Here is a 25,228-nt window from a genome sequence, read left to right as displayed (position 1 = left end):
TAACTTTGCACTTTTAGAGCACCGGCTTCACGGCCAGGGCTTTGGATGCGGCAGAGGATAAGATATTTTTTAAAAGCAGGGCTTCTGACGCACGGCTTATATATGAAATCAGGCTTAACAACTAAACGGTAGCACATTGGCAAAGGAAAAAATTCTGGTGACCGGCGGCGCAGGCTATATTGGGTCGCATACGGTGGTGGAACTGGTGGAGGCGGGCTACGAGCCCGTGATCGTGGACAACTTCTCTAACTCAGAGGAGCGGGTGCTGGACGGCATCGCGGCTATTCTGGGCCGCAGCGTGCCCTGCCACCGCATCGATTGCAACGATGCCGCCGCCCTGCGCAGCGTGTTTGAGCAGGAGCAGGACATTGTGGGCGTCATCCATTTTGCGGCTTACAAAGCCGTGGGCGAGTCGGTGGAGCAGCCGCTGAAATACTACCATAACAACGTGGGCTCGCTGGTGACGCTGCTGCAGGTGATGGAGGAGCAAAAAGTGCACAACCTCGTGTTCTCCTCGTCCTGCACGGTATATGGCATTCCGGAGACGCTGCCGGTAACGGAGCAGACGCCGGTGCAGAAAGCCAACTCGCCGTACGGCAACACCAAGAAAATCTGCGAGGAGATACTGGTAGACCTGGCGAGCAGCGGCAACAGCGGCATCAAGAGCATTGCCCTGCGCTACTTCAACCCGATCGGGGCGCACCCGTCGGCCAAGATCGGCGAGCTGCCGCTGGGCGTGCCGAGCAATCTCGTGCCGTTCATCACCCAGACCGCCGCAGGCATCCGCGAGCAACTGACTATTTTCGGGAACGACTACGACACCCCGGACGGTACCAACGTGCGGGACTACGTACACGTGGTGGACCTGGCCAAGGCGCACGTAACGGCGGTGGCGCGCATGCTGCAGGGCAAGGTGCAGGACATCGAGTTCTTTAATGTGGGCACTGGGCGCGGCAATACGGTGCTGGAGGCGGTGCATGCCTTCGAGAACGCCACGGGCGTCAAGCTCAACTACAAAATCGGGCCGCGCCGCGCCGGCGATGTGCCGAAGATATACGCCGACGTGACCAAGGCCACCGAAGAACTGGGCTTCAAAACCACCAGCACGCTCGAAGAAGCCATGAAAAGCGCCTGGGACTGGCAACTGTCCCTTCAGAAAGATAAATAACCAATACAAGCATGAAAATATTGATTACGGGCGGTGCCGGGTTTATCGGGTCGCATGTGGTGCGTTTGTTCGTGAACAAGTACCCCAACTACCAGATCTTCAACCTCGACAAACTGACGTACGCCGGGAACCTGGCGAACCTCACCGATATAGAAGACAAGGAAAACTACACCTTCCTGAAAGGCGACATTGTGGACGCCGCCTATATAGAGAGCATCTTCAGCGAGCATGGCTTTGATGCCGTGATTCACCTGGCGGCAGAGTCGCACGTGGACCGCTCAATTACCGACCCGCTGGCGTTTGTGCAGACGAACGTGATCGGCACCGTGAACCTGCTCAACACCGCCCGCCAGCACTGGGCTGCTAACCTGCAGGACCACCTGTTCTACCATATCTCCACCGACGAGGTATATGGCTCGCTGGGCGAAGACGGTTTGTTTACGGAGGAGACCGCCTATGACCCGCGCTCGCCTTACTCGGCCTCCAAAGCCAGTTCCGACCACTTCTTGCGCGCCTGGTACCACACCTACGGCCTGCCGGTGAAAATCTCGAACTGCTCGAACAACTACGGCCCGAACCACTTCCCGGAGAAGCTGATTCCGCTGGCCATCAACAACATCCAGCACGAGCGCCCGGTGCCGGTATATGGCAAGGGCGAGAACGTACGCGACTGGCTGTATGTGATCGACCACGCCCGCGCCATCGACGTGATTTTCCATGAGGGGAAAGTGGGGGAGACCTACAACATCGGCGGCGTGAACGAGTGGAAGAACCTGGATCTGATCGAGCTGCTCTGCGACCAGATGGACGAGAAACTGGGCCGTGAGAAAGGACACTCGCGCCAGCTCATCACGTTTGTGAAAGACCGCGCCGGCCACGACCTGCGCTACGCCATCGACTCCTCCAAACTCATGGACGAACTGGGCTGGAAACCCTCGGTTACCTTTGAGGAAGGCCTCAGCAAAACCGTGGACTGGTACCTGCAGCACAAAGAGTGGCTCGAGAACGTGACCTCCGGCAACTACCAGAGCTACTACGAGCAGCAGTACGTGAGCCGCTAAGGCCGCTGAAAAGCGGCAGTTGTTAATTGTTATATAGTTGATTGTTGAAAAAGCGATCAGCAAGAGATATAAGTATATAGTTGTAAATAGTTGATGACTTTGAAGACAATCAACAATCAGCAACCAACAATCAAGAAATGAAAGGAATCATACTCGCCGGGGGCTCCGGCACCCGTTTACACCCACTCACCATTGCGGTGAGCAAGCAGCTGATGCCGGTATACGACAAGCCGATGATCTACTATCCACTGTCTACGCTCATGCTGTCGGGCATCAAGGACATCCTGATCATCTCCACGCCGCACGACCTGCCGCTGTTCGAGCGCCTGCTGGGCGATGGCAGCCAGATCGGCTGCAGCTTCAGCTACGCGGTGCAGGAAGTGCCGAACGGGCTGGCGCAGGCCTTCGTGATCGGGGAGGAGTTTATCGGCGGCGACAAGGCGGCGCTGATCCTGGGTGACAACATTTTTTACGGATCGGGTATGAGCAAGCTGCTGCAGGCCAACAACAACCCCGACGGCGGCGTGGTATATGCCTACCACGTGCACGACCCGGAGCGTTACGGCGTGGTGGAGTTCGACGAGAACAAAGTGGCCATTTCGATAGAGGAAAAGCCGAAGCAGCCCAAGTCCAGTTATGCGGTGCCAGGGCTGTACTTCTACGACAACGATGTGGTGGAGATCGCCAAGAACCTGGAGCCAAGCCCGCGCGGTGAGTACGAGATCACGGACGTGAACAAAGAGTACCTGCGCCGGGGCAAGCTAAAGGTCGGCATCCTGGACAGGGGCACTGCCTGGCTGGATACCGGCACGATACAGTCGCTGATGCAGGCGGCTACTTTTGTGCAGGTGATCGAGGACCGGCAGGGCCTGAAGATCGGCAGCATCGAGGAAGTGGCGTACCGCATGGGCTATATCAATGCGGAGCAGCTGCAGCGCGTGGCCGAGCCCCTGCGCAAGAGCGGCTACGGCGAGTACCTGCTGCAGATCCTGAAGTAGAGGCTATAGATGAATTAATCTTCATATATAACAGCATCCAGAAACAGCCGCGCCCGGTGGAGGAAACTCTGCCGGGCGCGGCTGTTTAGTAGATAATGATGCCCAGCAGTAGCCCCGTCAGGATAAGCGCAGGCGCGGGAATTTTGGTGAACAGGAGCAGGCAAAAGGTGGCCACCACAATGCCGAAGTTCAGGGGCGTGTTCTCGATGGGGTGATAGAGTTGTATGGCTGCGGCCACCACCATGCCCGAGCTGACGGCGCTGATGCCTTCCAGGGAGGCCCGCACCACCCGGTACTTTTTCAACTCGTCCCAGAACCGGATCACGAAGAAGATCAGGAAAGTGCCCGGCAGGAAAATGCCCAGCGTCGCCACAAAAGAGCCCAGCAGTTGCCCAGGCAGCCCATACTGCCGCATCGCCAGGCTGCCGACAAAGGAGCAGAAAGAGAAAGTGGGACCCGGCAGGGCCTGCACAATGGCATAGCCCGACAGAAACTCCTCCCCGGTGAGGTAGCCTTTAAAATCCACGAACTCGGTAAAGAGCAGCGGGATGAGCACCTGCCCGCCCCCAAAAACCAGGGAGCCGTTGCGGTAAAAGTTCTCGAACAGCCGGACCGGCAACGAAGAAGTGGCGCCGCCGAGCACCGCCGCCGTCACCAATACCCCGACATATAAAATGAAATTCGCCCACTGGATGTGCAGTTTCTTGTCTTTCTCGAGCGGGTGCTGCTTAAAGCGCAGGGCGGTAACGGCCCCTCCGGCAAGCAACAGCATCGGAAACACCCAGGGCGAGGAAAAGAAGTAAACCAGAATAGCAGAGATCACCATCAGCACGATGGCCGTTTTGGTCGTGACCACTTTCAGGCTGATGACGTAGGCGGCATAGGCCACAAAGCCTACCGCCATGGGCAGGATAATCCGAAGGAAGTCGAGGGATATGCCTTGCTTCTGCAGGTAGGAAATGCCCAGCGCTGCCAGCGCCATAATGGTGGCGGCGGGCATGATCCAGACAAACAGCGTGAGGTACGCCAGGTTCGGCCCCCCGATTTTGAAGCCGATGGCCGTGATGGTTTGGGTGGAGGTAGGGCCGGGCAGGATCTGGCAAAGGGCGTTGAGTTCTATCAGGTCTTTCTCCGACAGGTAGCGGCGTTTGTCTACCAGAAGCTTAAACATCATGGCAATGTGCGCCTGCGGGCCCCCAAAAGAAGTGAGGGCCAGAATCAGCACGTCTTTAAGAAAGATATAATAGCGCAGGCTCATAGGAGCATAAAAGTAAAAAAAGAGAGACAGGTTTTAACTATCTCTCTTTTTAAAGTTTCAGGCGGTGCGTTTACGCTTTCTTCAGGCCAAGCTCTACCAGGCGCTCGTTCAGGTATTCACCGGCAGTGGCGTCCGGGTAGGCCTTTGGGTTTTGCGCGTCGATGCAGCTCTCCAGGCAGGTCAGGTCCATTTCGGAGCGTGGGTGCATGAAGAACGGGATAGAGAAACGGGAGGTGTTCATCAGCTCGCGCGGCGGGTTCACCACCCGGTGGATGGTCGACTTGAGCTTGTTGTTGGTGAGGCGGGCCAGCATATCGCCCACGTTCACCACCACCTGCTCGGGCAAGGCCGTGATCGGGATCCACTTGCCGTCGCGGCGCAGCACCTGCAGGCCGTCGGCGCTGGCGCCCATCAGCAGCGTGATCAGGTTAATGTCGCCGTGCTCGGCAGCCCGCACCGCATCGGCCGGCACGCTGTCCGGGTCCTCGATGGGGAAGTAGTGGATGGGGCGCAGGATGCTGTTGCCGTTGTGCACCTTCTCGTCGAAGTAGTTCTCTTCCAGGCCCAGGTTGATGGCAATGGCCTTCAACACCTGCTTGCCGGCCGCCTCCAGCTTGCGGTATGCCTCCAGGGTCACTTCTCTGAACTCCGCTACCTCCTCCGGGAAAATGTTGTCCGGGTACTCCTCTTTGATCGGGTCGTTGTCCGTCACCTCCTGGCCCACGTGGTAGAACTCCTTCAGGTCGCCGGTGTTGCGGCCTTTGGCGTGCTCTTTCCCCTTGCCCACATAGCCGCGCTGGCCAGCCAGCTCCGGCACCTCGTACTTTTGCTTTACCTCGTCAGGCAGCGCAAAGAACGCCTTGGTGGCAGCATACAGCTTTTGGGTCAGCGCATCGCTCAGGCCGTGGTTCCGCAGCGCGATGAAGCCGATATTCTGGTACGCGTCGCTTAGCTGCTTCACAAACCGGGCCCTTCGCGCAGCATCCCCCGAGGTAAAATCAGCCAGGTCCAGCGAGGGAACCTCGTCAAATAATATTTCGCTCATATAGTAAAAACTGTATACTTTTTTGTGATTTATACGTAGATCGCAATATACGGAAAAAATAAAATCGCTAATTTAGCTCTGTTGCTAACTAAACCCAAAATTGATGAAAAAAACGTACTTGCTTCTGGCCTCGGCCCTCCTGGTAGGGTTCACATCCTGTGACACTGCCCGCCAGACCCAGGATGTCGAAACCCAGACTCCTGTGTCGCAGCTAGCGGATGGTCCGGTGCCGGTTGGTGCTGTGATGAGTAAAAACGGCCTGCGGGTTTTTGCCTTCAACAACTCACAGAATTACCCTGAGTCACAGCTGCGCCTGAACACGCCCCCGGCAGGAGGTGTGGTGGAGCCCGGCCCTGTACAGTTTGACTACACCCTGTCTAATTACCAGCTGACGCGCATGACGCCGCACTCTAACGCCGACCACCTGGCCAACTCGCAGCAGGGGCAGCATATCCACAACATCGTGGACAACGAGCCTTACACCGCGCATTACGAGACTGAGTTTACCAAAGATATGACAGAGGGCGAGCACGTGATCCTGTCGTTCCTGTCGCGCTCGTACCACGAGAGCCTGAAGCACCAGGGCGCTTACGACCTGCGCAAGGTAACGGTTGGCCGCCCGGCTGAGCGTCTCAACTTCGACCTCTCGGCCCCGCACATGTTCTACAGCCGCCCCAAGGGAGAGTACGTGGGCAAGGACACGGAGCAGGTCATGCTGGATTTCTACCTCGTGAACACAGACCTGTCCACTACCGGCAACAAAGTGAAGGCCACCATCAACGGCACCGAGTTTGTGCTTGACAGGTGGCTGCCTTACATCATGGAAGGCCTGCCGATGGGAGAGAACACCATCCAGCTGGAACTGGTGGATAATAGCGGAAACGTGCTGCCAGGCCCTTACAACAGCGTGACGCGCACTTTCACACTGAAACCCGCCGCCTAAGCTGTTAGCTATATATAAAGCAAACGCCCGTGCCATATTTGTTGGCACGGGCGTTTTGCTTTATATATGGCTGTTATTCAATTTATTCTGGGGCTGAAATATGCAGATAACAGAAGGTTAGTGCTTGCCGTGAGGATATAAATTCATATATTAAATGTACAAATCAAGATTGGCCAGAAACTTATATATAGAACGCTTAAGAGAAATAGCTATGTCACAATCCGTTTTACAGAAGAGCATCCTGCTGTTTTCTTTGTTGCTGGTAGCCTTTGGGGGCTTTGCAGCCGACCCGAAGCCTTTGGAAATAGGGGCGCCTGCACCGGACTTCAGCCTGCCGGGCACTGACGGCAAGACCTACACCCTGAAAAGCTTCGCTGACGCGAAGGTGCTGGCGGTCATTTTCTCCTGCAACCATTGCCCGACGGCACAGGCCTACGAAGACCGCATGAAGGCGCTCGCCGCAGACTATAAAAGCAAGGGAGTGGCTGTGGTCGTCGTTTCGCCGAATGACCCGGAAGCGGTCAGCCTGGATGAGTTGGGCTACAGCGATATGGGAGACACGTTCGAGGAAATGAAAGTGCGGGCAAAGGAAAAAGGCTATAACTTCCCGTACCTATATGACGGCGAGACGCAGAAAATGTCATTGGCATATGGCCCCGCCGCCACGCCGCATGTTTTCGTGTTCGACCAGCAGCGCAAGCTGCGGTACAACGGGCGGCTGGATGCCTCCGAGAAGCCCGGCTCCGCAAATGCCGAGGACACCCGTCAGGCGCTGGATGCCCTGCTGGCTGGCAAACCCGTGCCGGTCGCCAAGACAAAAACGTTTGGCTGCTCCATTAAGTGGGCCGATAAGAGAGAGATGGCTGAGCGGGCAAGGGCGCAGTGGGCGAAGGAAGAGGTGACGCTGGACCTGATTGATGAACCTGCCCTGAGAGCGCTGCTGAAGAACGACTCCGACAAATTGCGCCTGATTAACGTGTGGGCCACCTGGTGCGGCCCCTGCGTGCAGGAGCTGCCTGATTTTGTGGACATCAACCGCATGTACCGCAACCGCGACTTCGAGTTCATCACCATCAGCGCCGACAAGCCGGACAAAAAAGATAAGGCGCTGGCGACCCTGAAAAAGTTAGAAGCCTCTAACAAGAATTACCTCTTCAACTCCGAGGACAAGTACAAACTCATTGAGGCCATCGACCCGGAGTGGCAGGGCGCCTTGCCCTACACCCTGTTGATTGAGCCAGGCGGTAACGTATTGTACCGCAAGCAAGGCACGATTGTGCCGTCCGAGATGAAGAAAGCGATTGTAGAGCAGGTGGGGCGGTATTATTGAGTTTAGCGTCTCCTAAATTGAAAACCGGCATACACAGCTTGCTTGCCTCCTGCTATATATAGGTGGCGTTAGTGTGGGCTAAAACTGCAATCAGATTCCTGTCAAAGGTTTTGATAATTGCAACAGACTCAAATCATATATGAATTCCTGCTCAACAAGCTTTCCATAACATATGAAAAATATTAAGATTACACTACTTGTGGTCCTGCTTTTGGGTGTCGGCCCGTTCCTGCTTCTAAGTGCCGGTAATTCTAAAGCTGAGAAACTGCGGCATGTGGTAGCTTTCAAGTTCAAACCCGAAGTTACTACGGAGCAGATGAAGAAAGTTACAGAAGACTTTCATGCCTTAAAGGGAAAAGTCCCCCAGATAATTGCGTTTGAAGGAGGCCCTGATCTGTCATTTCAGAAAAAGAACGGGAAGTTTACCCACTGCTTTATCGTTACAGTTAAGGATGAAACAGATTTAGCTGCCTACGGAGCCCATCCAGACCATCAGTCTTTCAGCAAATCAGCTGATCCTCTGTTGGCAGAAGTTATGGTGGTGGATTACTGGACAGAGTAGACTGTGGGGATATAGTAAGGGGAAAGCCATTCACTAAAACGAAATCTATACCTGTTATGAGTTCAGTTTGATACCATACAGTTATGTAAATGTGTCTGTTTCTCGAATTTAAGGGCTTCTCAAAAGTTTGCTGCATACAAGAGCATAGAAAAGGAAGCGGCCACACTCTTATAAGGTATGGCCGCTTCCTTTTTTGCGGGTAAGAACAGCTTAGCTGTCCTTCGGCCTGTTAGTGCCGCCCTGGCCCGGGTTGGCGATGGAGTTGCGCATATCGGTGTCCGACTGGATGTTCTGCATGCGGTAGTAGTCCATGATGCCCAGCTGGCCGCTGCGGAAAGCGGCGGCGATGGCCTGCGGAATCTCTACTTCAGCGGCTATTACAGCGGCGCGCGCCTCCTGTGCCTTCGCCTTCATTTCCTGCTCCACGGCCACGGCCATGGCGCGGCGCTCTTCAGCCTTGGCCTCCGCTACCCGCAGGTCGGCCCCCGCCTGGTCTATCTGCAGCTTCGCCCCGATGTTCTCTCCCACATCAATATCAGCTATATCGATGGAAAGGATTTCGTAGGCTGTGCCCGCGTCCAGGCCTTTCTGCAGCACCAGCTTCGAAATCATGTCTGGGTTCTCCAGCACGCTTTTGTGGGAGATAGAGGAGCCGATGGAGGTGACGATGCCCTCGCCCACACGGGCCAGGATGGTCTCCTCGCCGGCACCGCCAACCAGCTGCTTTATATTGGCGCGCACCGTCACGCGGGCCTTCGCGATCAGCTGGATGCCGTCCTGCGCCACGGCGGCCACGTTGGGCGTGTTGATCACCTTCGGGTTTACAGAGGTGGTTACGGCCTCAAACACGTTGCGGCCTGCCAGGTCGATGGCGGTGGCCTGTTTGAAAGTCAACGGAATGTTGGCCTTGTCAGCAGAGATCAGGGCCTTGATCACCATGGGCACGTTGCCTCCCGCCAGGTAGTGCGTCTCCAGCTCGGTGGTGGTCAGGTCGATGCCCGCCTTGGTGGCATTGATCATGGAGTTGACGATGAGGCTCGGCGGCACCTTCCGGATACGCATAAACACCAGTTCCGCGAGGCCAACCTTCACGCCGGAGAACAGGGCGGTGATCCAGAGGCTGATCGGCACGAAGTACAGGAAGATGATCAGGGCCACAATGACGCCTGCGATAATGAGCAATACGGAAAGGTTTTCCATTTTGGGTTGGGTTAGGAGATAGCTTCTACGGTGATTTTATTCTGTTGCAATCGGATAATGCGGACATTGGTGTTGGGCGCAACGAACTCACCCCGGGTCTGCACCTCGTGGTGGCGGTCCGCAAACAGCGCGGTGCCCTGCGGGCGCAGGGCCGATATCGTTTTCCCAACCTCCCCAACCTCCAGCAGGTGGGGGGTATCCTCATTTACGTGGCTGCGGTTCTGGTCCTTCAAAGCAAAATGCGACCAGCTGTCGGAGCGGAAGCTGTACACAAAGGTTAATGCCCCGATCAAAACCGTGGTAGCCAGGATGATATGCCCGATGGTGGTGCCCAGCGCGGCATAGCCGATCCAGATGCCGATGGCGGTGAGTATAAAACCGAGTATGCCCACAACAGTAGTGCCCGGCACAAAAATAAGCTCCACAATAATGAGGAGCAGGCCGATGCCGATGAGCAATGCAACTGTAATCCAATCGAGTAGCATAGGGTGATGCGCTTATATAGGTAAATATACTGATTTAGATTTACGAATTCGACGCCTCGGTTAATCTTTGTCTGCGGCGCAAGGCAAAAATATCCGGGAAACTTACTTTCATATAGGCAGTGGGAGCCGGGGAGGTATGGTACAAGCAGCACAAAACAACAGCGCCGCATCCGGTGCGGGATGCGGCGCTTGCCTTACGTGTTATATATGGCTGTAGCTGCTATATGGCTGTTGCTACAGCCACTCTCGAAAAACGGGCAACGATTAACGAGACACGATGCTGCTAATACGCCTTGGCGAAATACACCCGCTGCTTGCTCGGCTTGCCTGTCAGCATATCCACTCCTGCCTCCTCCTCTGTGCTGAGGCCGATGCAGCGGATCGTGGCCTTTGTCTCTTCCTTGATGCGCTCCTCCGTTTCGGCGGTGCCGTCCCAGTGCGCCAGCACAAAGCCGCCCTTGTTCTCCAGCACATCCTTAAACTCCTCATAAGAGTCCACCTCGGTGGTGTGCTGCTCGCGGTAGTTCAGGGCGCGGTTATATATGTTTTGCTGTATTTCGTCCAGCAGGGCGGGTATATAGTCGGCGAGGGTGTCGAAAGCCTGCGTGCTCTTCTCCTTGGTGTCGCGGCGGGCCACTTCGGCCGTGCCGCTTTCCAGGTCCCGGGCACCGATGGCCAGGCGCACCGGCACCCCCTTCAGCTCCCACTCCGCAAATTTAAAGCCCGGGCGCTCGGTGTCGCGGTCATCGTACTTCACGCTGACGCCCTTTTCTTCCAGCTCCGTCTTCAGCGTGTGCACCTTTTCGCTGATCCGGGCAAACTGCTCCTCGCCCTTGTATATTGGCACGATCACCACCTGGATCGGGGCCAGTTTCGGGGGCAGCACCAGCCCTTCGTCGTCGGAGTGCGCCATCACGAGCGCACCCATCAGGCGCGTGCTCACTCCCCACGAGGTTCCCCACACGTGCTCAAGGCCCCCCTCTTTTGTGGCGAATTTCACATCGAAGGCTTTGGCGAAGTTCTGGCCCAGGAAGTGGGAAGTGCCTGCCTGCAGCGCCTTCCCGTCCTGCATCAGTCCCTCGATGCAGTAAGTGTCCAGGGCGCCGGCAAAGCGCTCGCTTGGCGTTTTCACGCCGCGGATAACGGGCAGGGCGATGTATTGCTCGGCGAAGGTGGCATATACCTCCATCATCTGCTTTGTCTCGGCAATGGCCTCTTCGGCGGTGCTGTGCGCGGTGTGGCCTTCCTGCCACAGGAACTCAGCCGTGCGCAGGAACAGGCGCGTGCGCATCTCCCAGCGAACCACGTTGGCCCACTGGTTTATCAGCAGGGGCAGGTCGCGGTAGCTCTGGATCCAGTTTTTGTAGGTGCTCCAGATAATGGCCTCTGAGGTAGGCCGCACGATCAGCTCTTCCTCCAGTTTCGCGTTCGGGTCTACGCGGAGCTTGCCTGGGTTATCGGGGTCTGTCTGCAGGCGGTAGTGCGTCACTACAGCGCATTCCTTGGCAAAGCCCTCGGCGTTCTGTTCCTCGGCCTCAAATAAGCTCTTGGGCACGAACAACGGGAAATAGGCGTTTTGGTGGCCGGTCGCCTTAAACATATCGTCCAGCACGCGCTGCATCTTCTCCCATATCGCGAAGCCATATGGCTTGATCACCATGCAGCCGCGCACGGCGGAATTCTCGGCCAGACCTGCTTTTTTTACCAGCTCATTATACCACAGCGAGTAATCTTCGCTTCTCTTTGGTAGCCCCTTGCTCATAATTTATACTCTTTTTGTTATAGTACGCTTCTTCTTAATGTGTTTTGGAATAGATTTTGCTTATTTAGGTATAAAAGCCTCATATCATTCTGGCCCAAAATTACGTTAATATATTACACTATAGACAAGGAATTGCGCCATTGTGTGTTTATCTTTGATATAGCTCTAATTCAGGGAGTTCTTTACCAGCACAAGCCATGAAAAAATATACTTTACTTACGATAGCCCCCGTGCTCGCGCTGATGGCGGTGGGCTGCAGCAGCCCGATTGCGATGCAGTCAACGGAGTACGACGATATGTACTACAGCGCATCCGATAAAACGGAGTACGTGCAGGAGCCGGGAGAAGCAACGGCCTCGGCGGAGCAGCAGTACCGGGAGTACGATGAGCCCGCAGCAGAGGAGGCGCTCTCCGAAGGCGAAGTGCTGAACCCTGAATACGCGGGCAGTGAAGCCGCGGTAAATAACTATTACAGCGAGGAGTACTACGACGGGCGGTCTTACAACCCCCGCGACAACTGGTACCAGCCGAGCTATTCTTTTGTGGATCCGTACTGGGGCGCAGCCTACTCGCCGCGCATGGCCAGCTACGCGTACTACGATCCGTTCTACGATCCTTTCTACAACGATCCGTTTTACTACAGCTCCTTCCGCCGCAACCCCTACTGGAACAACGGCCTGAGCGTGAGCATCAGCTACGGCATGGGCTGGGGGGGCCACGGCTTCTACAACCGCCCCTACAGCAACTGGTTCCCGGGCAGCTATGGCTACGACTACTACAACGGTTACCGCCACGGCTTTCACAACGGGTACTATGCCAGCAACCCATACTACGGCGGATTCTACGATCGCCCTGTGGTGATCACAAACCCGGTGCGCCTGCAGAATCGCCCCCGCGATACACGTAGCGCAGTTGTAACGGAGCGATCTTCTACTGCGGGCAGGCCAGCCAGAGGCAATGTGTACGAAGGCGAAAACAGCGAAGGCAGGCAGTCTGTAAGCCGCCCTGTACGCAGAGGCGAAGCAGCAAGTTCCCCTACAAACTCGCAGGAGAGCAAAGCCACCCTGGAAAGCCGCCCAACCCGGCCAAGCCGCACCATCGAGAGCCGCCAGCGCCGCACAACCCAGGAGCAGCCTGCCCTGGAAAGACAGCAACAGCAGCAGCGCGTGCTGACACCGGGCCGCACAGAGCGTCGCAGCACCCGTACGCAGGAGTACCGACAGCCTGAGCAGCAGCAGCAAAGAACCCGTACCATCGAAAGCCGCCCTATCCGCACACAGGAGAGCCAGCCGGTCCGCACCTACGAAAGCCGCCCGTCGCGCTCTTTTGAAAGCAGCCCGTCGCCTTCCAGCAGTCCGGCCCAGAGCAGCGGCTCTTCCGGTGGGGGTGGCCGCCCGCGCAGAGGCAATTAATCAACAATCATCACAAAAGCTCAATCCTACAGACATATGAAAAAGATAGTTTTGGCCAGCCTGGCGTTCGCGCTGGGCTGGAGCGGAACTGCTTTTGCTCAAACCGAGGTGGATGCCCTGCGCTACACTCAACTGGGCGTGGCAGGCTCTGCACGCACACAAGGCATTGGAGGCGCACAGACAGCGTTAGGCGCCGATGTGTCTAACTTGGCAGGCAACCCCGCCGGTATCGGCATGTTCCGCCGCTCAGAGTTCAGCATTACCCCGGCTCTACAGTATAGCACCTCGGATGCCCGCGCAAGCGGGGCATCGCAATCAGACGAGCGCAGCATGCTCACTATCCCGCAGGCGAGCCTGATCCTCTCGAACCGAAAAGGCGACGAAGACGACAGCGACTGGCGGGGCCTGAACTTCGGGATAGGCTTCACGCGGCTCAATAACTTTAACCAGCGGATCTCTTACCAGAACACCTCGGAGCCGCCTAACACGATTGTGGACTACTTTGCCGAGCAGGCAAACCTCAGGGCACTGGAGGCAGGCAAGACGCTTGAGGAAAGCCTGGACGATGAGTACGCCCTTGGGATCAACACGATCGAGGGCCTGGCCTACAGCAATTACCTGATTGATGTTTTTGAGGATGACCTGGGGCAATATGCCGAGCCTCTCTACAGCATGGGCGATATCGCGCAAAGTGAGGAGATCGAGCGCAGAGGCTCCCAGAATCAGATTGACATTGGCGTCGGCACCAGCTTCCGCGACAAGATCTATATAGGCGCATCTGTCGGGATCTTGACCACGAACTTTACGCAGAAGAGCATTTTCCGTGAATCGGGGCAGTACGTCGCCACCTTTGATGAAAACGGCGCGCCGGATCTGGAGGGTAATTACAGCCTGGAACTGTACGACGATTTCACCACCCGCGGCGCAGGGGTAAACCTGAAGGTGGGCGTGATCGCGAGGCCCATTGATGCCCTGCGTATCGGCGCCAGCATCCAGACACCAACCGCCTATACCCTGACAGATACCTACCAGCGCTCGCTGGGCTCCACCACGCTGAACCCCGCTACCGGGGCGCCGGAAAGCATTGAGGCGTTTGAGGACCCGGGAGAGTTTACGTACCGGCTCACCACGCCTTTCAGAGCCACAGGTGGCGTGGCCGTTTTTATCGGCAAGTATGGTTTTATAACCGGTGATGTGGAATATGTGGATTACGCCAAGAGCCGCTTTAAAGAGGATGACGAGTTAGGCACAGGCACCACCAGCTATTACAGAGACGTGAACAGCAACATCGCTAACATCTACCAATCGGCCATGAACTACAAGATAGGGGCAGAGGGGCGTTACGAGGCATTCAGGGTGCGTGTGGGTTATGCCTACTCCGGAGACCCTTACCAGAGCGCTGCCCTGGATGGCGCCGTAAAATCCTTCTCCGTAGGGGCAGGGGTACGGCTTCAGAACTACTATGCTGACCTGGCCTTTGTCAGCAGCAAGAGCGATAGCCGCTTCTCTCCCTACCAGTTCTCTTCTGAGGGCGGAGAGCCGGTAGTTGACGTGGCGAACAGGCAGAACTCGGTGCTGCTGACAGTAGGATACAACTTCTAAGTAAAAACCATATATAGCTTATATATAGAAAAGGCAGTTCCGGCAAAGGGGCTGTCTTTTCCGTTTGCTGCCGTCTGTGAAGCGCCGGCGGCCTGTAGAGGTACGGTTTTGGCTACGAGCTATGGCGGAACGATATTATTGATTTAAATTTATAGCAGAGACAACAACCCATAGAACGCATGCATCTTAAACGAAAAACGAATTTATTGACCGCCGTGCTGCTTTGCCTCTCCTTTATAGCGCAGGCGCAGCAGAAGAAGGCTATCACGGTAGAGGATATATACCAGAAAGGCACCTTCCGGGGAGAGTCAGTTTACGGCGTGAACTGGATGAACGATGGACGCTACTACAGCTCCACGGTGCCGGACGAGAAGAACAAGGCATATGACATCGTCAAGTATGACGTCACCACCGGACAGCCCGTAGCCACCATCATCGAGGGCGAGAACCTGGTGCCGGCAGGCGGCAACGCCCCCATCCAGTACGACGATTACACCTTCTCCTCAGACGAGCAGAAGGTGCTGTTCGCTACCGACACCGAGCAGATCTACCGCCGCTCGTCCAAAGCGGATTTTTATATATATGACATCGCCTCCAAAAAGCTGACCAAGCTCAGCGACGGCGGCAAGCAGTTATATGCCACCTTCTCGCCGGACGGCAAGCGGGTGGCGTTTGCACGCGAGAACAATATGTTTGTGACCGACCTGAGCGGCATGAAGGAAACGCAGATCACCACCGACGGCAAGTTCAACTCCATCATCAACGGGTATTCTGACTGGGTGTACGAAGAGGAGTTCTCTTTTGCCAAGGGCTTCCACTGGTCTCCGGACGGCAAGAAGATCGCTTTCTATACCTTCGATGAGGCCAATGTGCCGGAGTTTAACATGCAAATGTGGGGCGAGCTGTACCCGCAGGACTACAAGTTCAAGTACCCGAAAGCCGGAGAAGCCAACTCGAAAGTGAAAGTGTCGGTGTATGACGTGAACAGCGGCCAAACTGTGAAAATGGAAACCGGCAACGAGGCGGATGTCTATATCCCCCGCATCAAGTGGACGGACAACCCGAACCTGCTCTCCATCCAGAAAATGAACCGCCTGCAGAACACCCTGGAGATTCTGCACGCCAACGCCACCACCGGCAAGGCTGATGTGGTGCTGAAGGAAACCAGCAAGACCTACATCGATGTCACCGACGACCTGACCTACCTGGAGGATGGCAAGAACTTTATCCATACCTCAGAGAAAGACGGATTCAACCACCTGTACCTCTACAAAATGGACGGCAAGCTGGTGCGCCAGATCACGGATGGCGATTGGGAGGTGAGCGAGTTTGTGGGGTACGACGAGAAGAACGACCGCCTGTATTATATGTCCACTGAAGTGTCGCCGCTGGACCGCCACCTGTACAGCATCAGCAGCAAAGGCAGAAAGAAGCAGCGCCTGACAGAGAAATCCGGTACGCACGACATCAACATGAGCAATGATTTCAAGTACTACCTTGATTATTACTCTGCCGCCAACACGCCGCCAACCGTGAGCCTGCACACCGCCAAAGACGGCAAGCTGATCAAGGTGCTGGAGGATAACGAGAAGCTGAAAAAAACGCTGGCCCAGTACGACATTGCCAAGCAGGAGTTCTTTACCCTGAACACCGCCGACGGCACCAAACTGAACGGCTGGATGATTAAGCCAACGGATTTTGACCCAAGCAAGAAGTACCCGGTGCTGATGTTCGTATATGGCGGGCCGGGTTCGCAAACGGTGACCAACAGCTGGGGCGGCAGCAACTACCTGTGGCACCAGATGCTAGCCGACAAAGGGCTGCTTGTGGTGAGCGTGGACAACCGCGGCACGGGCGCACGCGGCGCGGATTTCAAGAAAGTCACCTACGCCAACCTGGGCAAGTATGAGATTGAGGACCAGGTAGAGGCCGCCAAATGGCTGGGCAAGCAGCCGTATGTCGATAAAGACCGCATCGGTATCTGGGGCCACAGCTTCGGGGGGTATATGGCGCTGCTGGGCCTCACCAAAGGCGAAGGCGTGTTCCGGGCAGGGATTTCCGTGGCCCCGGTAACCAACTGGAGGTTCTATGACTCTATCTACACCGAGCGCTACCTGAAAACGCCGCAGGAAAACGCGGCCGGCTACGACGACAATTCTCCGCTGTTTTTTGCCGACCAACTGCAGGGCGACCTGCTGCTGATCCACGGCTCGGGCGATGACAATGTGCACTTCCAGAACTCAGTGGCGATGCAGGATGCCCTGATCAGTGCCAACAAGCAGTTCGAGAGCTTCTACTACCCGAACCGCAACCACGGCATCGGGGGGGGCGTTACCAGCCTGCACCGCTTCAACATGATGACGAATTTCTTGGAGCGCAAGCTGATCAACCCGGAGGGGTCTGAAGTAAACCAGTAAGAACTGTCGCATCCATATATAAACAGGAAGGCCCGCCGTACGGCGGGCCTTCCTGTTTATATATGCCTTCCTGTTTATATATGCCTTCCTGTTTATATATGCCTTCCTGTTTATATATGCCTTCCTGTTTATATATGGTTTCCTGTAAAACGGTCTTTTTTACTCCTCCTTCACACCCAGTTGGGCATTTATCAGTGGCGTTTTGGGCGCCAGGAAAAAGCCCGTCAGGCTGGCGAACATGATGGGGATAAACTGGTGGAAGCCGGTTAAGGTGGACAGCAGGATAATGGTGCTGATGGGCGTGCGCGTGACGCAGGCGTTGATGGCGGCCATGCAGCTGACCATGATCAGCGGGAGGTTCTGGCCCGGGAAAGCGGTGTTGATGATCAGGCCCGTGGTGGCACCGACAAAGAACAGCGGGATGATAAAACCGCCGCGCCAGCCGGACGTAACCGTCAGACTGATGGCGAAGATTTTCGCGATCAGGAGCGCGGCCAGGAATTCGAGTGAAAACTCATGCCGGAGCAACTCTGCTAACTCGTCGTGGCTGAAGTAGCGCGTGAGCGGAACGTAATAGGCGATCGTACCGATCAGCAAACCGCCGATGGCCATCCTGATAAAGATGGGCATCGGGACCAGGCTGAAAGCGTACTTGCTCTGCCGAACCGTGAAAATAAACAGCCAGCCAACGGCCGTGCCTGCCAGCGCATAGAGCATCGCATAGAAGAAATCATTTACCTCAGGGGTGGTGTAGACCGGGAACAGCCAGGTGGGGCCGATCCCGATTTGGGTGATCAGGATAAAAATGACATAGCTGGAGCAGCTGGCCACAAACGCGGGAATGAGCGCCTGGTAATACTCGACTACGTGCCGGTGGTGCAGAATCTCAAGCGAGAAAAGGCTTCCACCCAGCGGTGCACCAAACAAGGCGGTGAAGCCGGAGGCCATGCCGGCAATCGTCAGCGAGCGAAGGTCTTCGCCTTTGAATTTCAGCTTGCGCGCGATCCAAGAACCTGTGGAGCCGGTGACCTGCACCAGCGGCGCTTCCGGGCCGGCACTGCCCCCGCTGGCAATGCACAGTAGCGAAGACAGGATCATGGCCGGGTTGTTCTTCGGCTCCAGCTTTCCGCCCTTAAAACGGATGTTATTCACGATCAGGTCCATCTCGCCGGGGTCACCGAGGTAGTGGATGATCAGGCCTGCCAGCAAGCCAGCGGTAGCCATCAATGGGATAATAACGAGGCCCTGAAACTGCGCCAGGAAGTGCATCATGGTTTCCAGCACAATCCAGTAAGAGCCTGCGATTATACCCCCAACCACGCCAACTGCCACCCAAAGAAAGAATAATTTGCTGAAAACGAACGGGTTGAACCGAAGCGGGTAATTTAGCCGGTCCCGGAGCAGAATGAACCGTTTTGCCTTATTGTACTTCATGCGGCAAAGGTAAGGAGAAAATGATGGGGCAAGGAACGGGAAGGAAGTTAACTATAGGGTAGTAATGCGTCTTTCCTGTCATGCTGGGAGAATCCTGTTGGAAGGGAGCTTAAGCTGTTGTGGTTTGCCCGTACCATGCTTTCAGAATAACAAGGGTGTTGGGGTATATGGCTAATGCATTGTTTCTCTAACTTGAAAAGGGCTTGCTCTGTCTTTTTACAGCTTCACACAAACGTTCTGCGGCTCGGTGAAGAAACGCAGCGCCTCAAAGCCGCCTTCCCTGCCGACGCCGGAGTTTTTCATGCCGCCGAACGGAGTCCGTAAATCGCGGAGGAGCCAGGTGTTGATCCAGATGATGCCGGAATGCAGTTGGTGCGCCACGCGGTGGGCACGGGCAAGGTTCTGTGTCCAGATGGTGGCGGAGAGGCCGTAGTCGGTGCAGTTGGCATACTGCAGCACTTCTTCCTCGGTGTCGAAAGGCGTAAGCGTAACGACGGGGCCGAAGATTTCCTCGGTGTTGGTGCGGCAGTTGTAGGGAAGGCCCTCGATAACGGTCGGGGCGATAAACCAGCCTCTGGCGCAGCGGCCAGCTACCCGCACTTGATGCCCTCCTGTTAGGATGTTGCCGCCTTCCTGCTTTGCCAGCTCTATATAGGACAGCACTTTCTGCATATGCTGTTCCGAAACCACGGCTCCCTGCTGCGTGCCCTTCTCCAGCGGATCGCCCACAGCCAGGCCCCTGGCCTTCGCTACAAACGCCTCCCTGAACCGTTCATAGAGCGGGCGCTGTATAAAAATGCGGGAGCCGCAGAGGCAGATCTGGCCCTGGTTGGCAAACGAGGATTGGACGGAGGTATGGAGCGCACTGTAAAAATCGCAGTCGGCGAAGATGATGTTCGGGTTCTTGCCTCCCAACTCCAGCGACAGTTTCTTGAACATGGGCGCTGCCGTAGCGGCAATGGAGCGTCCCGTCGCGGTGCCGCCCGTGAAAGAGATGACCGGCACCTTCGGGTGCGCGACAATGGCCGCACCCACTTTATGCCCGTAGCCGTGCACGATGTTGAGGACACCGGCGGGTAAACCCGCCTCCCTGCAAATTTCCGACAGCAGGTAAGCCGTCATGGGCGTTACTTCGGAAGGCTTTGCCACCACACAGTTTCCGGCAGCCAGGGCAGGGGCGATTTTCCAGGTAAACAGGTACAGCGGCAGGTTCCACGGCGAAATGCAGCCCGCCACCCCGTACGGATGCCGCACCGTATAGTTGATCGCTTCCGTGCCCTCCATATAGTGCGCCTCCGAAGCGAAATGTTGAATAGCCGTCCCATAAAACCGCATGTTGCTGCTGGCCCGCGGTATATCCACCGTCTTCGCCAGTTTCAGCGGCTTGCCATTGTCTATGGATTCGGCTTCGGCCAGGCGGTCCAGGTGCTGGTCGATCAGGTCAGCGATGCGCATCAGGACCTGCCCGCGCTTCTCGGCAGGCGTTTTAGACCATGCCGGAAAAGCCGCCTGCGCCGCCTGTACCGCACGTTCCACGTCCTCCGCATCCGAGTCGGGGATGAGGCTATATACCGCACCGGTGGCCGGGTTGTAATTGTCGATGTACTGTCCCGCCACTGGCGCGATGAGCTGGCCGTTGATGTAGTTCTGGAGCTGCTTCACTGCGAGGGTAATTAGAAATTAAAAATTAGAAATTATGGGTGGCCGTTGGGGTTTGTGGTTGCAGTACCGGGTCCAACCACCCCTGCCCCTCCTTGTCCTTTTCGGGGGGGCCTACCCCAGGAGGGGAGTTTTCCTTAGTCCTTCTCCTTTCCTGCTTATCGCAAGCGCTTAGCTATATATGGTGAGTTTGTTTTCACAACCATATCTCCTGCTATAGTCTCTAAGTTTGGCGGAAGCAAAGACAGGCTCCCCTCCTTAGACAAGGAGGGGCAGGGGTGGTTGGATTACAGTTTCAGAACAATCAACACCCGCCAATCATATACTCCCAGTCCTGCCCCCGTCTACGGCCAGGCTGACACCGTTTATATAGGCGGCGGCGGGTGTGGCCAGGAAAGCGGCGGCGGCGGCGACTTCCTCGGGCTCGGCAAAGCGGCGGGCGGGTATGGCGGCTTCCATCTCCTGCTGCACTTCCTCTTTGCTGCGACCCGCTTTCGCTGCCCGGCTCTCCACCAGCGAGTAAATGCGGCTTGTTTTGGTGGAGCCAGGCAGCACGTTGTTCACCGTGATGCCGTACGGACCCAGTTCACTGGCCATTGTTTTGGCCCAGCTGGCTACCGCCCCGCGCGTGGTGTTCGATACGCCCAGGCCGGCGATGGGCTCTTTCACGGAGGTGCTGATGATGTTGATGATGCGCCCGTACCCGGCTTTTTTCATGAGCGGCACCACGGCCTGCGTCATTTGGTGGTTGTTGATGAGGTGCATGTTAAACGCCTTCAGGAACTCGTCCGGTGAGGCCTCGAGGATGGGGCCGCCCGGAGGGCCACCAGTGTTGTTGACGAGGATGTGTACTTCCTGCAGTTGCTGCACATAGGCGTTTACCTGGAGGTACACCTCGTCCGGGTCCGAGAAGTCAGCCACGATGTAATCATGCTGCTGCCCGCTGGCCTGGTGAAGCTCCCCGGTTACTTCTTTCAGTTTCTCTTCGTTGCGGGCCACCAGGGTAACACTGGCTCCTAAAGCTGCCAGCTCTAAGGCCACCGCCTTGCCAATACCTTGGGTGCTGCCGCATACAATGGCGCGTTTGTTTTTCAGGTCTAAGTTCATAGATTAAATGTACGGAAATCAGCGTAAACTTGCGCTGCCATCTGCCTGCAGCAGGTGGGCGGGTTACCATTTGTAGCTGCTTTTGCGTACCTTCATGTATCAACCTAACGAGACAGAGCGATGGCTATAACACGACCTTTTAACTTCAAAGCCTGGATTGACGAAAACCGGCACCTGCTGAAGCCGCCCGTGGGCAACCAGCAGGTGTTCAAAGGCAACGACGATTTTATTGTGATGGTGGTAGGTGGACCCAATGCCCGCAAAGATTACCACTACGACGAAGGCGAGGAGTTCTTTTACCAGCTCGAGGGCGACATTGTGCTGAAGGTCATCGAGGACGGCAAACCCGTAGATATCCCGATCAGGGAAGGGGAGATTTTCCTGCTGCCGCCACGCGTGCCGCACTCCCCGCGCCGCCCGGCCAACACCGTGGGCCTTGTGCTGGAGCGCTACCGCAAAGCAGGGGAGAAGGACGGCTTCCTGTGGTTCTGCGAGAACTGCGGCAACAAGCTATATGAGGAGTACGCCGACGTGACCGACATTGTAGGGCAGCTGCCCGTGATCATGGATAACTTCTGGAAGAGCGAGGAGCACCGCACCTGCAAAAACTGCGGCGAAGTGATGCAGCCTCCGGTGCTGCCCGCCGAGGCGAAACAATAAAGCCAACACAACTTATATAGCACCCTCGCTGAACCTGCTTTGCTCAAGGCGGTTCGGCGAGGGTGTGCTGTTTGGGGGCGACGTGTTTATCCTATACAGAAGCATTATACAGGATAGGATTGCTCTAAGAATGTTCCTCCTTCTCGGGCAGGTTCCTTCCCCAGCTTATATAGCCTGTTGCCTGTGCGGGGTCTCCGGCGGCAGTTGCCGTCTATATGGCTGAAACAAAACTGTGCCTGCCGGGCTTTAATAGGCAAGGACTCATGCAGCACTATGAAAAAACGCCACTTATATATAACACTCCCCTTGGCAACTGCAGCCATTATAGCAGGATGCAACTCTCAGCCTCGGGTGGTGCAGGAGCAGGCCAGGACAATTGAGACGCCTGCCGGGCTACAGGTAACCCTGCCGCCGCCGCATGCCACAGAATCCGGCCGGAACTTCAGCAACGTGATCGGGTGGGAAGCCGGCCGCACACCCAAGGCGCCCGCAGGTTTTACCGTGACAAAATACGCCGATGGCCTGCAGAACCCGCGCTGGCTCTACGTTACCCCGAACGGCGATGTGTTGGTAGCAGAAGCAAGCACTGAGGTCGGTTACTGGAAGCGGCTCGGCGCTAAACTGGTGGGCATCACAAAGTCGATGGCCCTGGGCAACAGCGCAAACCGCATCACGCTTTTCAGGGACACCGACAAGGATGGCAAGCCAGAGGTGCGGGAGGTTTTCCTGAGTGACTTGAACCAGCCGTTCGGTATGCTGGTGCTGGACAGCAGCTTCTACGTGGCCAACACCGATGGCATATGGCGCTACCCATACCAAACCGGGCAGACAAGAATTTCATCAAAAAGAGAGAAAATACTGGACCTGCCTGCCGGAGGCTACAACAACCACTGGACGCGCAACATCATCGCCAACGCAGCCGGCTCCAGGCTGTATGTGGCGGTCGGGTCGGCGAGCGACCACGGTGAGCACGGCATGGACCAAGAAACCCGGCGCGCGAACATCTTGGAGATAAACCCCGACGGCACCGGCGAACGCGTCTATGCCAGCGGCCTGCGCAACCCGGTGGGCATGGGCTGGGCGCCCGGCACCAACACGCTCTGGACGTCCGTGAACGAGCGCGACGACCTGGGAGACGACCTGGTGCCTGATTACCTGACGCGTGTGCAGGAGGGAGGCTTTTACGGCTGGCCCTACGCGTACTTCGGCCCCAACGAAGACCCGGAGTGGGCGGGGCAGCAACCCGGGCTGGTAGCGAAGGCCCTTGTGCCGGATGTGCCGCTTGGGTCGCACACAGCCTCGCTGGGCCTGGCATTTTATGACAAGACTTCCTTTCCGGAGAGATACCGCAACGGGGCGTTTGTCGGGCAGCACGGTTCTTGGCGGCGGTCAGAGCTGGTGGGGTACAAGGTAGTGTTTGTGCCTTTCCGCAACGGTACGCCCTCAGGGCCGCCAGAGGATTTCCTGACAGGGTTTGTGGCTGATGGCGGCGGCGATGAGGTATATGGGCGCCCGGTAGGCATCGCTGTTCTGCCTGACGGCTCGCTGCTCGTGGCCGACGATACCAGCAACACCATCTGGCGGGTGAGTGCCCGGCCATAGCGTGCGGATGAGACTTGGGCTCGCGGAAGCTTTTGCCGCCAAACGTGCGTAGAAAGAAGAAAATCTGTATCTTGTTGGATTGCCCTTTGCAGCACAGCCGGCAAGCAGACCACTTTCATCCTGTTTGATAACATGCACCAGAAAAAGCCCCAAGCCTCGCCCACAGCGGGAGCCGACCTTTTTAAGATCGACATCCACACGCACATACTGCCGCGCACATGGCCGGACCTGCGGGAGCGCTACGGCTATGGCGGCTTTGTGCGGCTGGAGCACCACAAGCCCTGCTGTGCCCGCATGATGATGGACGACAAGTTCTTCCGCGAGGTACAGGACAACTGCTGGGACCCGAAGGTGCGTATGCACGAGTGCAGCCGGCACCACGTAGGGGTGCAGGTGCTCAGCACGGTGCCGGTCATGTTTAACTACTGGGCTAAGCCGGAGCACACCTACGACCTCTCCCGAATGCTGAACGACCATATCGCCGGGGTGGTGGCCGATTACCCGGATCGCTTCGTGGGGCTGGGCACGCTGCCGATGCAGGCGCCGGACCTGGCGGTGAAAGAACTGGAGCGATGCGTGAAAGAACTGGGCCTGGCAGGCGTACAGATCGGCACGCACATCAACGAGTATAACCTCGATTCCCCTTTCCTTTTCCCTGTTTTTGAGGCGGCGGAAGCACTGGGCGCCGCCGTGTTCGTGCACCCCTGGGACATGTACGGCAAGAAGAAGATGAGCAAATACTGGCTGCCGTGGCTGGTGGGCATGCCCGCCGAAACGAGCCTGGCCATCTGCTCCATGATATTCGGGGGCGTGCTGGAGCGCCTGCCGAAGCTGCGCGTGGCTTTTGCGCATGGCGGCGGCTCCTTCCCGGCGACCATCGGGCGCATCGCCCACGGCTTCGAGGTCCGCCCGGACCTGTGCGCGGTCGACAACAACGTGAATCCCCGCGAGTACCTGGGCAGGTTTTACCTCGATTCGCTGGTGCACGAGCCGAAGGTGCTGGAGTACCTGGTGGACCTGGTGGGGGCAAACTGCATCGCCCTCGGCACCGATTACCCGTTCCCGCTGGGTGAACTGGAGCCGGGCCAGCTCATCGAATCCATGCCGTATGACCGCGCCACCAAGGACCGCATGCTGCACGGCACCGCCCTGGAGTGGCTGAACCTGAGAAAGGAGCAGTTTGTGAAGGGAAGCGCCGCGCCAGTTGCGAAAGGTGTTTGATTCTTTAGCGGCACTGCATCATCATGGAGTATCCAACAACCACCCTTGCCCCTCCTTATCCAAGGAGGGGCGTCTGATTTTGCTTCCTCCACGCTTGAGAGACTATAGCTGGAGATATAGTTGTGAAAATAAAATCTCATATATAGCCACTCGCTTGCAATAAGTAGGAAAGGAGAAGGAGTAGGGAAAGCTCCCCTCCTTGGATAAGGAGGGGCAGGGGTGGTTGGACCCGGCACAGCAGACCATCATATATGTGCAAGCGCAGTTCCTGAGAACAACTGCGGCAACGCCTGTTCCTCTCA

Annotated in this window: 20 protein-coding genes; 12 read left to right on the top strand and 8 right to left on the bottom strand. The window is 56.6% G+C overall.

Translation table 11 applies throughout. From position 1 onward, the window contains the following. The first annotated feature begins 136 nt into the window (after nucleotides 1-136). From galE to rfbA, 3 genes are all read left to right on the top strand, one after another. Nucleotides 137-1,168, top strand: a complete 1,032-nt coding sequence (galE, locus tag ABD920_RS00730; protein ID WP_345156213.1) for a UDP-glucose 4-epimerase GalE — start codon at nucleotides 137-139, stop codon at nucleotides 1,166-1,168. Nucleotides 1,169-1,179: 11 nt separating this feature from the next. Beyond that, on the top strand, nucleotides 1,180-2,229 hold the full coding sequence (gene rfbB / locus ABD920_RS00725) for a dTDP-glucose 4,6-dehydratase (protein WP_345156212.1): 1,050 nt from the start codon (nucleotides 1,180-1,182) through the stop codon (nucleotides 2,227-2,229). A 137-nt stretch (nucleotides 2,230-2,366) separates the two neighbouring features. After that, a complete protein-coding gene (gene rfbA, locus ABD920_RS00720) occupies nucleotides 2,367-3,227 on the top strand; it encodes a glucose-1-phosphate thymidylyltransferase RfbA (protein ID WP_345156211.1) in 861 nt (286 codons plus the stop codon). A gap of 85 nt (nucleotides 3,228-3,312) precedes the next feature. Here rfbA and chrA read toward each other — a convergent pair whose 3' ends face one another. Together chrA and ABD920_RS00710 are read right to left on the bottom strand one after the other, a co-directional pair. Beyond that, nucleotides 3,313-4,485 (bottom strand): chromate efflux transporter, encoded by a 1,173-nt coding sequence (gene chrA, locus ABD920_RS00715; protein WP_345156210.1) that lies wholly within the window; start codon nucleotides 4,483-4,485, stop codon nucleotides 3,313-3,315. A 70-nt stretch (nucleotides 4,486-4,555) separates the two neighbouring features. Beyond that, the gene (locus ABD920_RS00710) at nucleotides 4,556-5,530 is read right to left on the bottom strand and encodes an isopenicillin N synthase family dioxygenase (protein ID WP_345156209.1); all 975 of its coding nucleotides are present in this window, start codon (nucleotides 5,528-5,530) and stop codon (nucleotides 4,556-4,558) included. Between the two features lie 103 nt (nucleotides 5,531-5,633). On the opposite strand from ABD920_RS00710, the gene ABD920_RS00705 reads away from it, so the two are divergent. The 3 genes from ABD920_RS00705 to ABD920_RS00695 all read left to right on the top strand — a co-directional run bounded on the left by ABD920_RS00705 (nucleotide 5,634) and on the right by ABD920_RS00695 (nucleotide 8,365). Next, nucleotides 5,634-6,473, top strand: coding sequence for a hypothetical protein (locus ABD920_RS00705; RefSeq protein WP_345156208.1), 840 nt, complete (start codon nucleotides 5,634-5,636; stop codon nucleotides 6,471-6,473). Between the two features lie 211 nt (nucleotides 6,474-6,684). Continuing rightward, entirely contained in the window at nucleotides 6,685-7,803 is a 1,119-nt protein-coding gene (locus ABD920_RS00700) for a redoxin family protein (RefSeq protein WP_345156207.1), read from the top strand. A gap of 172 nt (nucleotides 7,804-7,975) precedes the next feature. Continuing rightward, nucleotides 7,976-8,365, top strand: a complete 390-nt coding sequence (locus ABD920_RS00695) for a Dabb family protein (RefSeq protein ID WP_345156206.1) — start codon at nucleotides 7,976-7,978, stop codon at nucleotides 8,363-8,365. Between the two features lie 210 nt (nucleotides 8,366-8,575). Here ABD920_RS00695 and floA read toward each other — a convergent pair whose 3' ends face one another. The 3 genes from floA to proS all read right to left on the bottom strand — a co-directional run bounded on the left by floA (nucleotide 8,576) and on the right by proS (nucleotide 11,812). Continuing rightward, the gene (floA, locus tag ABD920_RS00690; protein WP_345156205.1) at nucleotides 8,576-9,565 is read right to left on the bottom strand and encodes a flotillin-like protein FloA; all 990 of its coding nucleotides are present in this window, start codon (nucleotides 9,563-9,565) and stop codon (nucleotides 8,576-8,578) included. An 11-nt stretch (nucleotides 9,566-9,576) separates the two neighbouring features. Beyond that, nucleotides 9,577-10,050, bottom strand: coding sequence for an NfeD family protein (locus ABD920_RS00685; RefSeq protein ID WP_345156204.1), 474 nt, complete (start codon nucleotides 10,048-10,050; stop codon nucleotides 9,577-9,579). Nucleotides 10,051-10,333: 283 nt separating this feature from the next. After that, nucleotides 10,334-11,812 carry a proline--tRNA ligase gene (proS, locus tag ABD920_RS00680; protein ID WP_345156203.1) on the bottom strand — a complete coding sequence of 493 codons (1,479 nt, stop codon included), beginning with the start codon at nucleotides 11,810-11,812 and terminating at the stop codon, nucleotides 10,334-10,336. Between the two features lie 197 nt (nucleotides 11,813-12,009). Between proS and ABD920_RS00675 the strand changes: the two genes are divergently transcribed. From ABD920_RS00675 to ABD920_RS00665, 3 genes are all read left to right on the top strand, one after another. Further along, nucleotides 12,010-13,224: a hypothetical protein gene (locus ABD920_RS00675; protein ID WP_345156202.1), complete on the top strand. Its 1,215-nt coding sequence runs from the start codon at nucleotides 12,010-12,012 to the stop codon at nucleotides 13,222-13,224. 36 nt (nucleotides 13,225-13,260) lie between these two features. Beyond that, a complete protein-coding gene (locus ABD920_RS00670; protein ID WP_345156201.1) occupies nucleotides 13,261-14,826 on the top strand; it encodes an OmpP1/FadL family transporter in 1,566 nt (521 codons plus the stop codon). A 179-nt stretch (nucleotides 14,827-15,005) separates the two neighbouring features. Continuing rightward, nucleotides 15,006-17,243, top strand: a complete 2,238-nt coding sequence (locus tag ABD920_RS00665) for a S9 family peptidase (protein WP_345156200.1) — start codon at nucleotides 15,006-15,008, stop codon at nucleotides 17,241-17,243. A 159-nt stretch (nucleotides 17,244-17,402) separates the two neighbouring features. Here the strand turns inward: ABD920_RS00665 and ABD920_RS00660 are convergent, their stop codons facing one another. The 3 genes from ABD920_RS00660 to ABD920_RS00650 all read right to left on the bottom strand — a co-directional run bounded on the left by ABD920_RS00660 (nucleotide 17,403) and on the right by ABD920_RS00650 (nucleotide 21,443). Then, entirely contained in the window at nucleotides 17,403-18,677 is a 1,275-nt protein-coding gene (locus ABD920_RS00660) for a chloride channel protein (protein WP_345156199.1), read from the bottom strand. 216 nt (nucleotides 18,678-18,893) lie between these two features. Continuing rightward, on the bottom strand, nucleotides 18,894-20,339 hold the full coding sequence (locus ABD920_RS00655) for an aldehyde dehydrogenase (RefSeq protein ID WP_345156198.1): 1,446 nt from the start codon (nucleotides 20,337-20,339) through the stop codon (nucleotides 18,894-18,896). 315 nt (nucleotides 20,340-20,654) lie between these two features. Beyond that, on the bottom strand, nucleotides 20,655-21,443 hold the full coding sequence (locus tag ABD920_RS00650) for an SDR family oxidoreductase (protein ID WP_345156197.1): 789 nt from the start codon (nucleotides 21,441-21,443) through the stop codon (nucleotides 20,655-20,657). Nucleotides 21,444-21,563: 120 nt separating this feature from the next. On the opposite strand from ABD920_RS00650, the gene ABD920_RS00645 reads away from it, so the two are divergent. From ABD920_RS00645 to ABD920_RS00635, 3 genes are all read left to right on the top strand, one after another. Next, nucleotides 21,564-22,103, top strand: coding sequence for a 3-hydroxyanthranilate 3,4-dioxygenase (locus ABD920_RS00645; RefSeq protein ID WP_345156196.1), 540 nt, complete (start codon nucleotides 21,564-21,566; stop codon nucleotides 22,101-22,103). A 273-nt stretch (nucleotides 22,104-22,376) separates the two neighbouring features. Beyond that, complete coding sequence (locus ABD920_RS00640; RefSeq protein WP_345156195.1) at nucleotides 22,377-23,705, top strand: PQQ-dependent sugar dehydrogenase; 1,329 nt, start codon at nucleotides 22,377-22,379, stop codon at nucleotides 23,703-23,705. A gap of 132 nt (nucleotides 23,706-23,837) precedes the next feature. Next, complete coding sequence (locus ABD920_RS00635; protein ID WP_345156194.1) at nucleotides 23,838-24,926, top strand: amidohydrolase family protein; 1,089 nt, start codon at nucleotides 23,838-23,840, stop codon at nucleotides 24,924-24,926. Nucleotides 24,927-25,228: the final 302 nt, after the last annotated feature.

The organism is Pontibacter saemangeumensis, assembly GCF_039541895.1.
GTDB classification, from domain to species: domain Bacteria; phylum Bacteroidota; class Bacteroidia; order Cytophagales; family Hymenobacteraceae; genus Pontibacter; species Pontibacter saemangeumensis.
This window is presented reverse-complemented; position numbering and strand designations above follow the sequence as displayed.

Bases quoted from the DNA above. Each gene is read 5' to 3' on its own strand.
- rfbB (WP_345156212.1), top strand. From the start codon at position 1,180: ATGAAAATATTGATTACGGGCGGTGCCGGGTTTATCGGGTCGCATGTG.
- rfbA (WP_345156211.1), top strand. From the start codon at position 2,367: ATGAAAGGAATCATACTCGCCGGGGGCTCCGGCACCCGTTTACACCCA.
- chrA (WP_345156210.1), bottom strand. From the start codon at position 4,485: ATGAGCCTGCGCTATTATATCTTTCTTAAAGACGTGCTGATTCTGGCC.
- ABD920_RS00710 (WP_345156209.1), bottom strand. From the start codon at position 5,530: ATGAGCGAAATATTATTTGACGAGGTTCCCTCGCTGGACCTGGCTGAT.
- ABD920_RS00705 (WP_345156208.1), top strand. From the start codon at position 5,634: ATGAAAAAAACGTACTTGCTTCTGGCCTCGGCCCTCCTGGTAGGGTTC.
- ABD920_RS00700 (WP_345156207.1), top strand. From the start codon at position 6,685: ATGTCACAATCCGTTTTACAGAAGAGCATCCTGCTGTTTTCTTTGTTG.
- ABD920_RS00695 (WP_345156206.1), top strand. From the start codon at position 7,976: ATGAAAAATATTAAGATTACACTACTTGTGGTCCTGCTTTTGGGTGTC.
- floA (WP_345156205.1), bottom strand. From the start codon at position 9,565: ATGGAAAACCTTTCCGTATTGCTCATTATCGCAGGCGTCATTGTGGCC.
- ABD920_RS00685 (WP_345156204.1), bottom strand. From the start codon at position 10,050: ATGCTACTCGATTGGATTACAGTTGCATTGCTCATCGGCATCGGCCTG.
- proS (WP_345156203.1), bottom strand. From the start codon at position 11,812: ATGAGCAAGGGGCTACCAAAGAGAAGCGAAGATTACTCGCTGTGGTAT.
- ABD920_RS00675 (WP_345156202.1), top strand. From the start codon at position 12,010: ATGAAAAAATATACTTTACTTACGATAGCCCCCGTGCTCGCGCTGATG.
- ABD920_RS00670 (WP_345156201.1), top strand. From the start codon at position 13,261: ATGAAAAAGATAGTTTTGGCCAGCCTGGCGTTCGCGCTGGGCTGGAGC.
- ABD920_RS00665 (WP_345156200.1), top strand. From the start codon at position 15,006: ATGCATCTTAAACGAAAAACGAATTTATTGACCGCCGTGCTGCTTTGC.
- ABD920_RS00660 (WP_345156199.1), bottom strand. From the start codon at position 18,677: ATGAAGTACAATAAGGCAAAACGGTTCATTCTGCTCCGGGACCGGCTA.
- ABD920_RS00650 (WP_345156197.1), bottom strand. From the start codon at position 21,443: ATGAACTTAGACCTGAAAAACAAACGCGCCATTGTATGCGGCAGCACC.
- ABD920_RS00645 (WP_345156196.1), top strand. From the start codon at position 21,564: ATGGCTATAACACGACCTTTTAACTTCAAAGCCTGGATTGACGAAAAC.
- ABD920_RS00640 (WP_345156195.1), top strand. From the start codon at position 22,377: ATGAAAAAACGCCACTTATATATAACACTCCCCTTGGCAACTGCAGCC.
- ABD920_RS00635 (WP_345156194.1), top strand. From the start codon at position 23,838: ATGCACCAGAAAAAGCCCCAAGCCTCGCCCACAGCGGGAGCCGACCTT.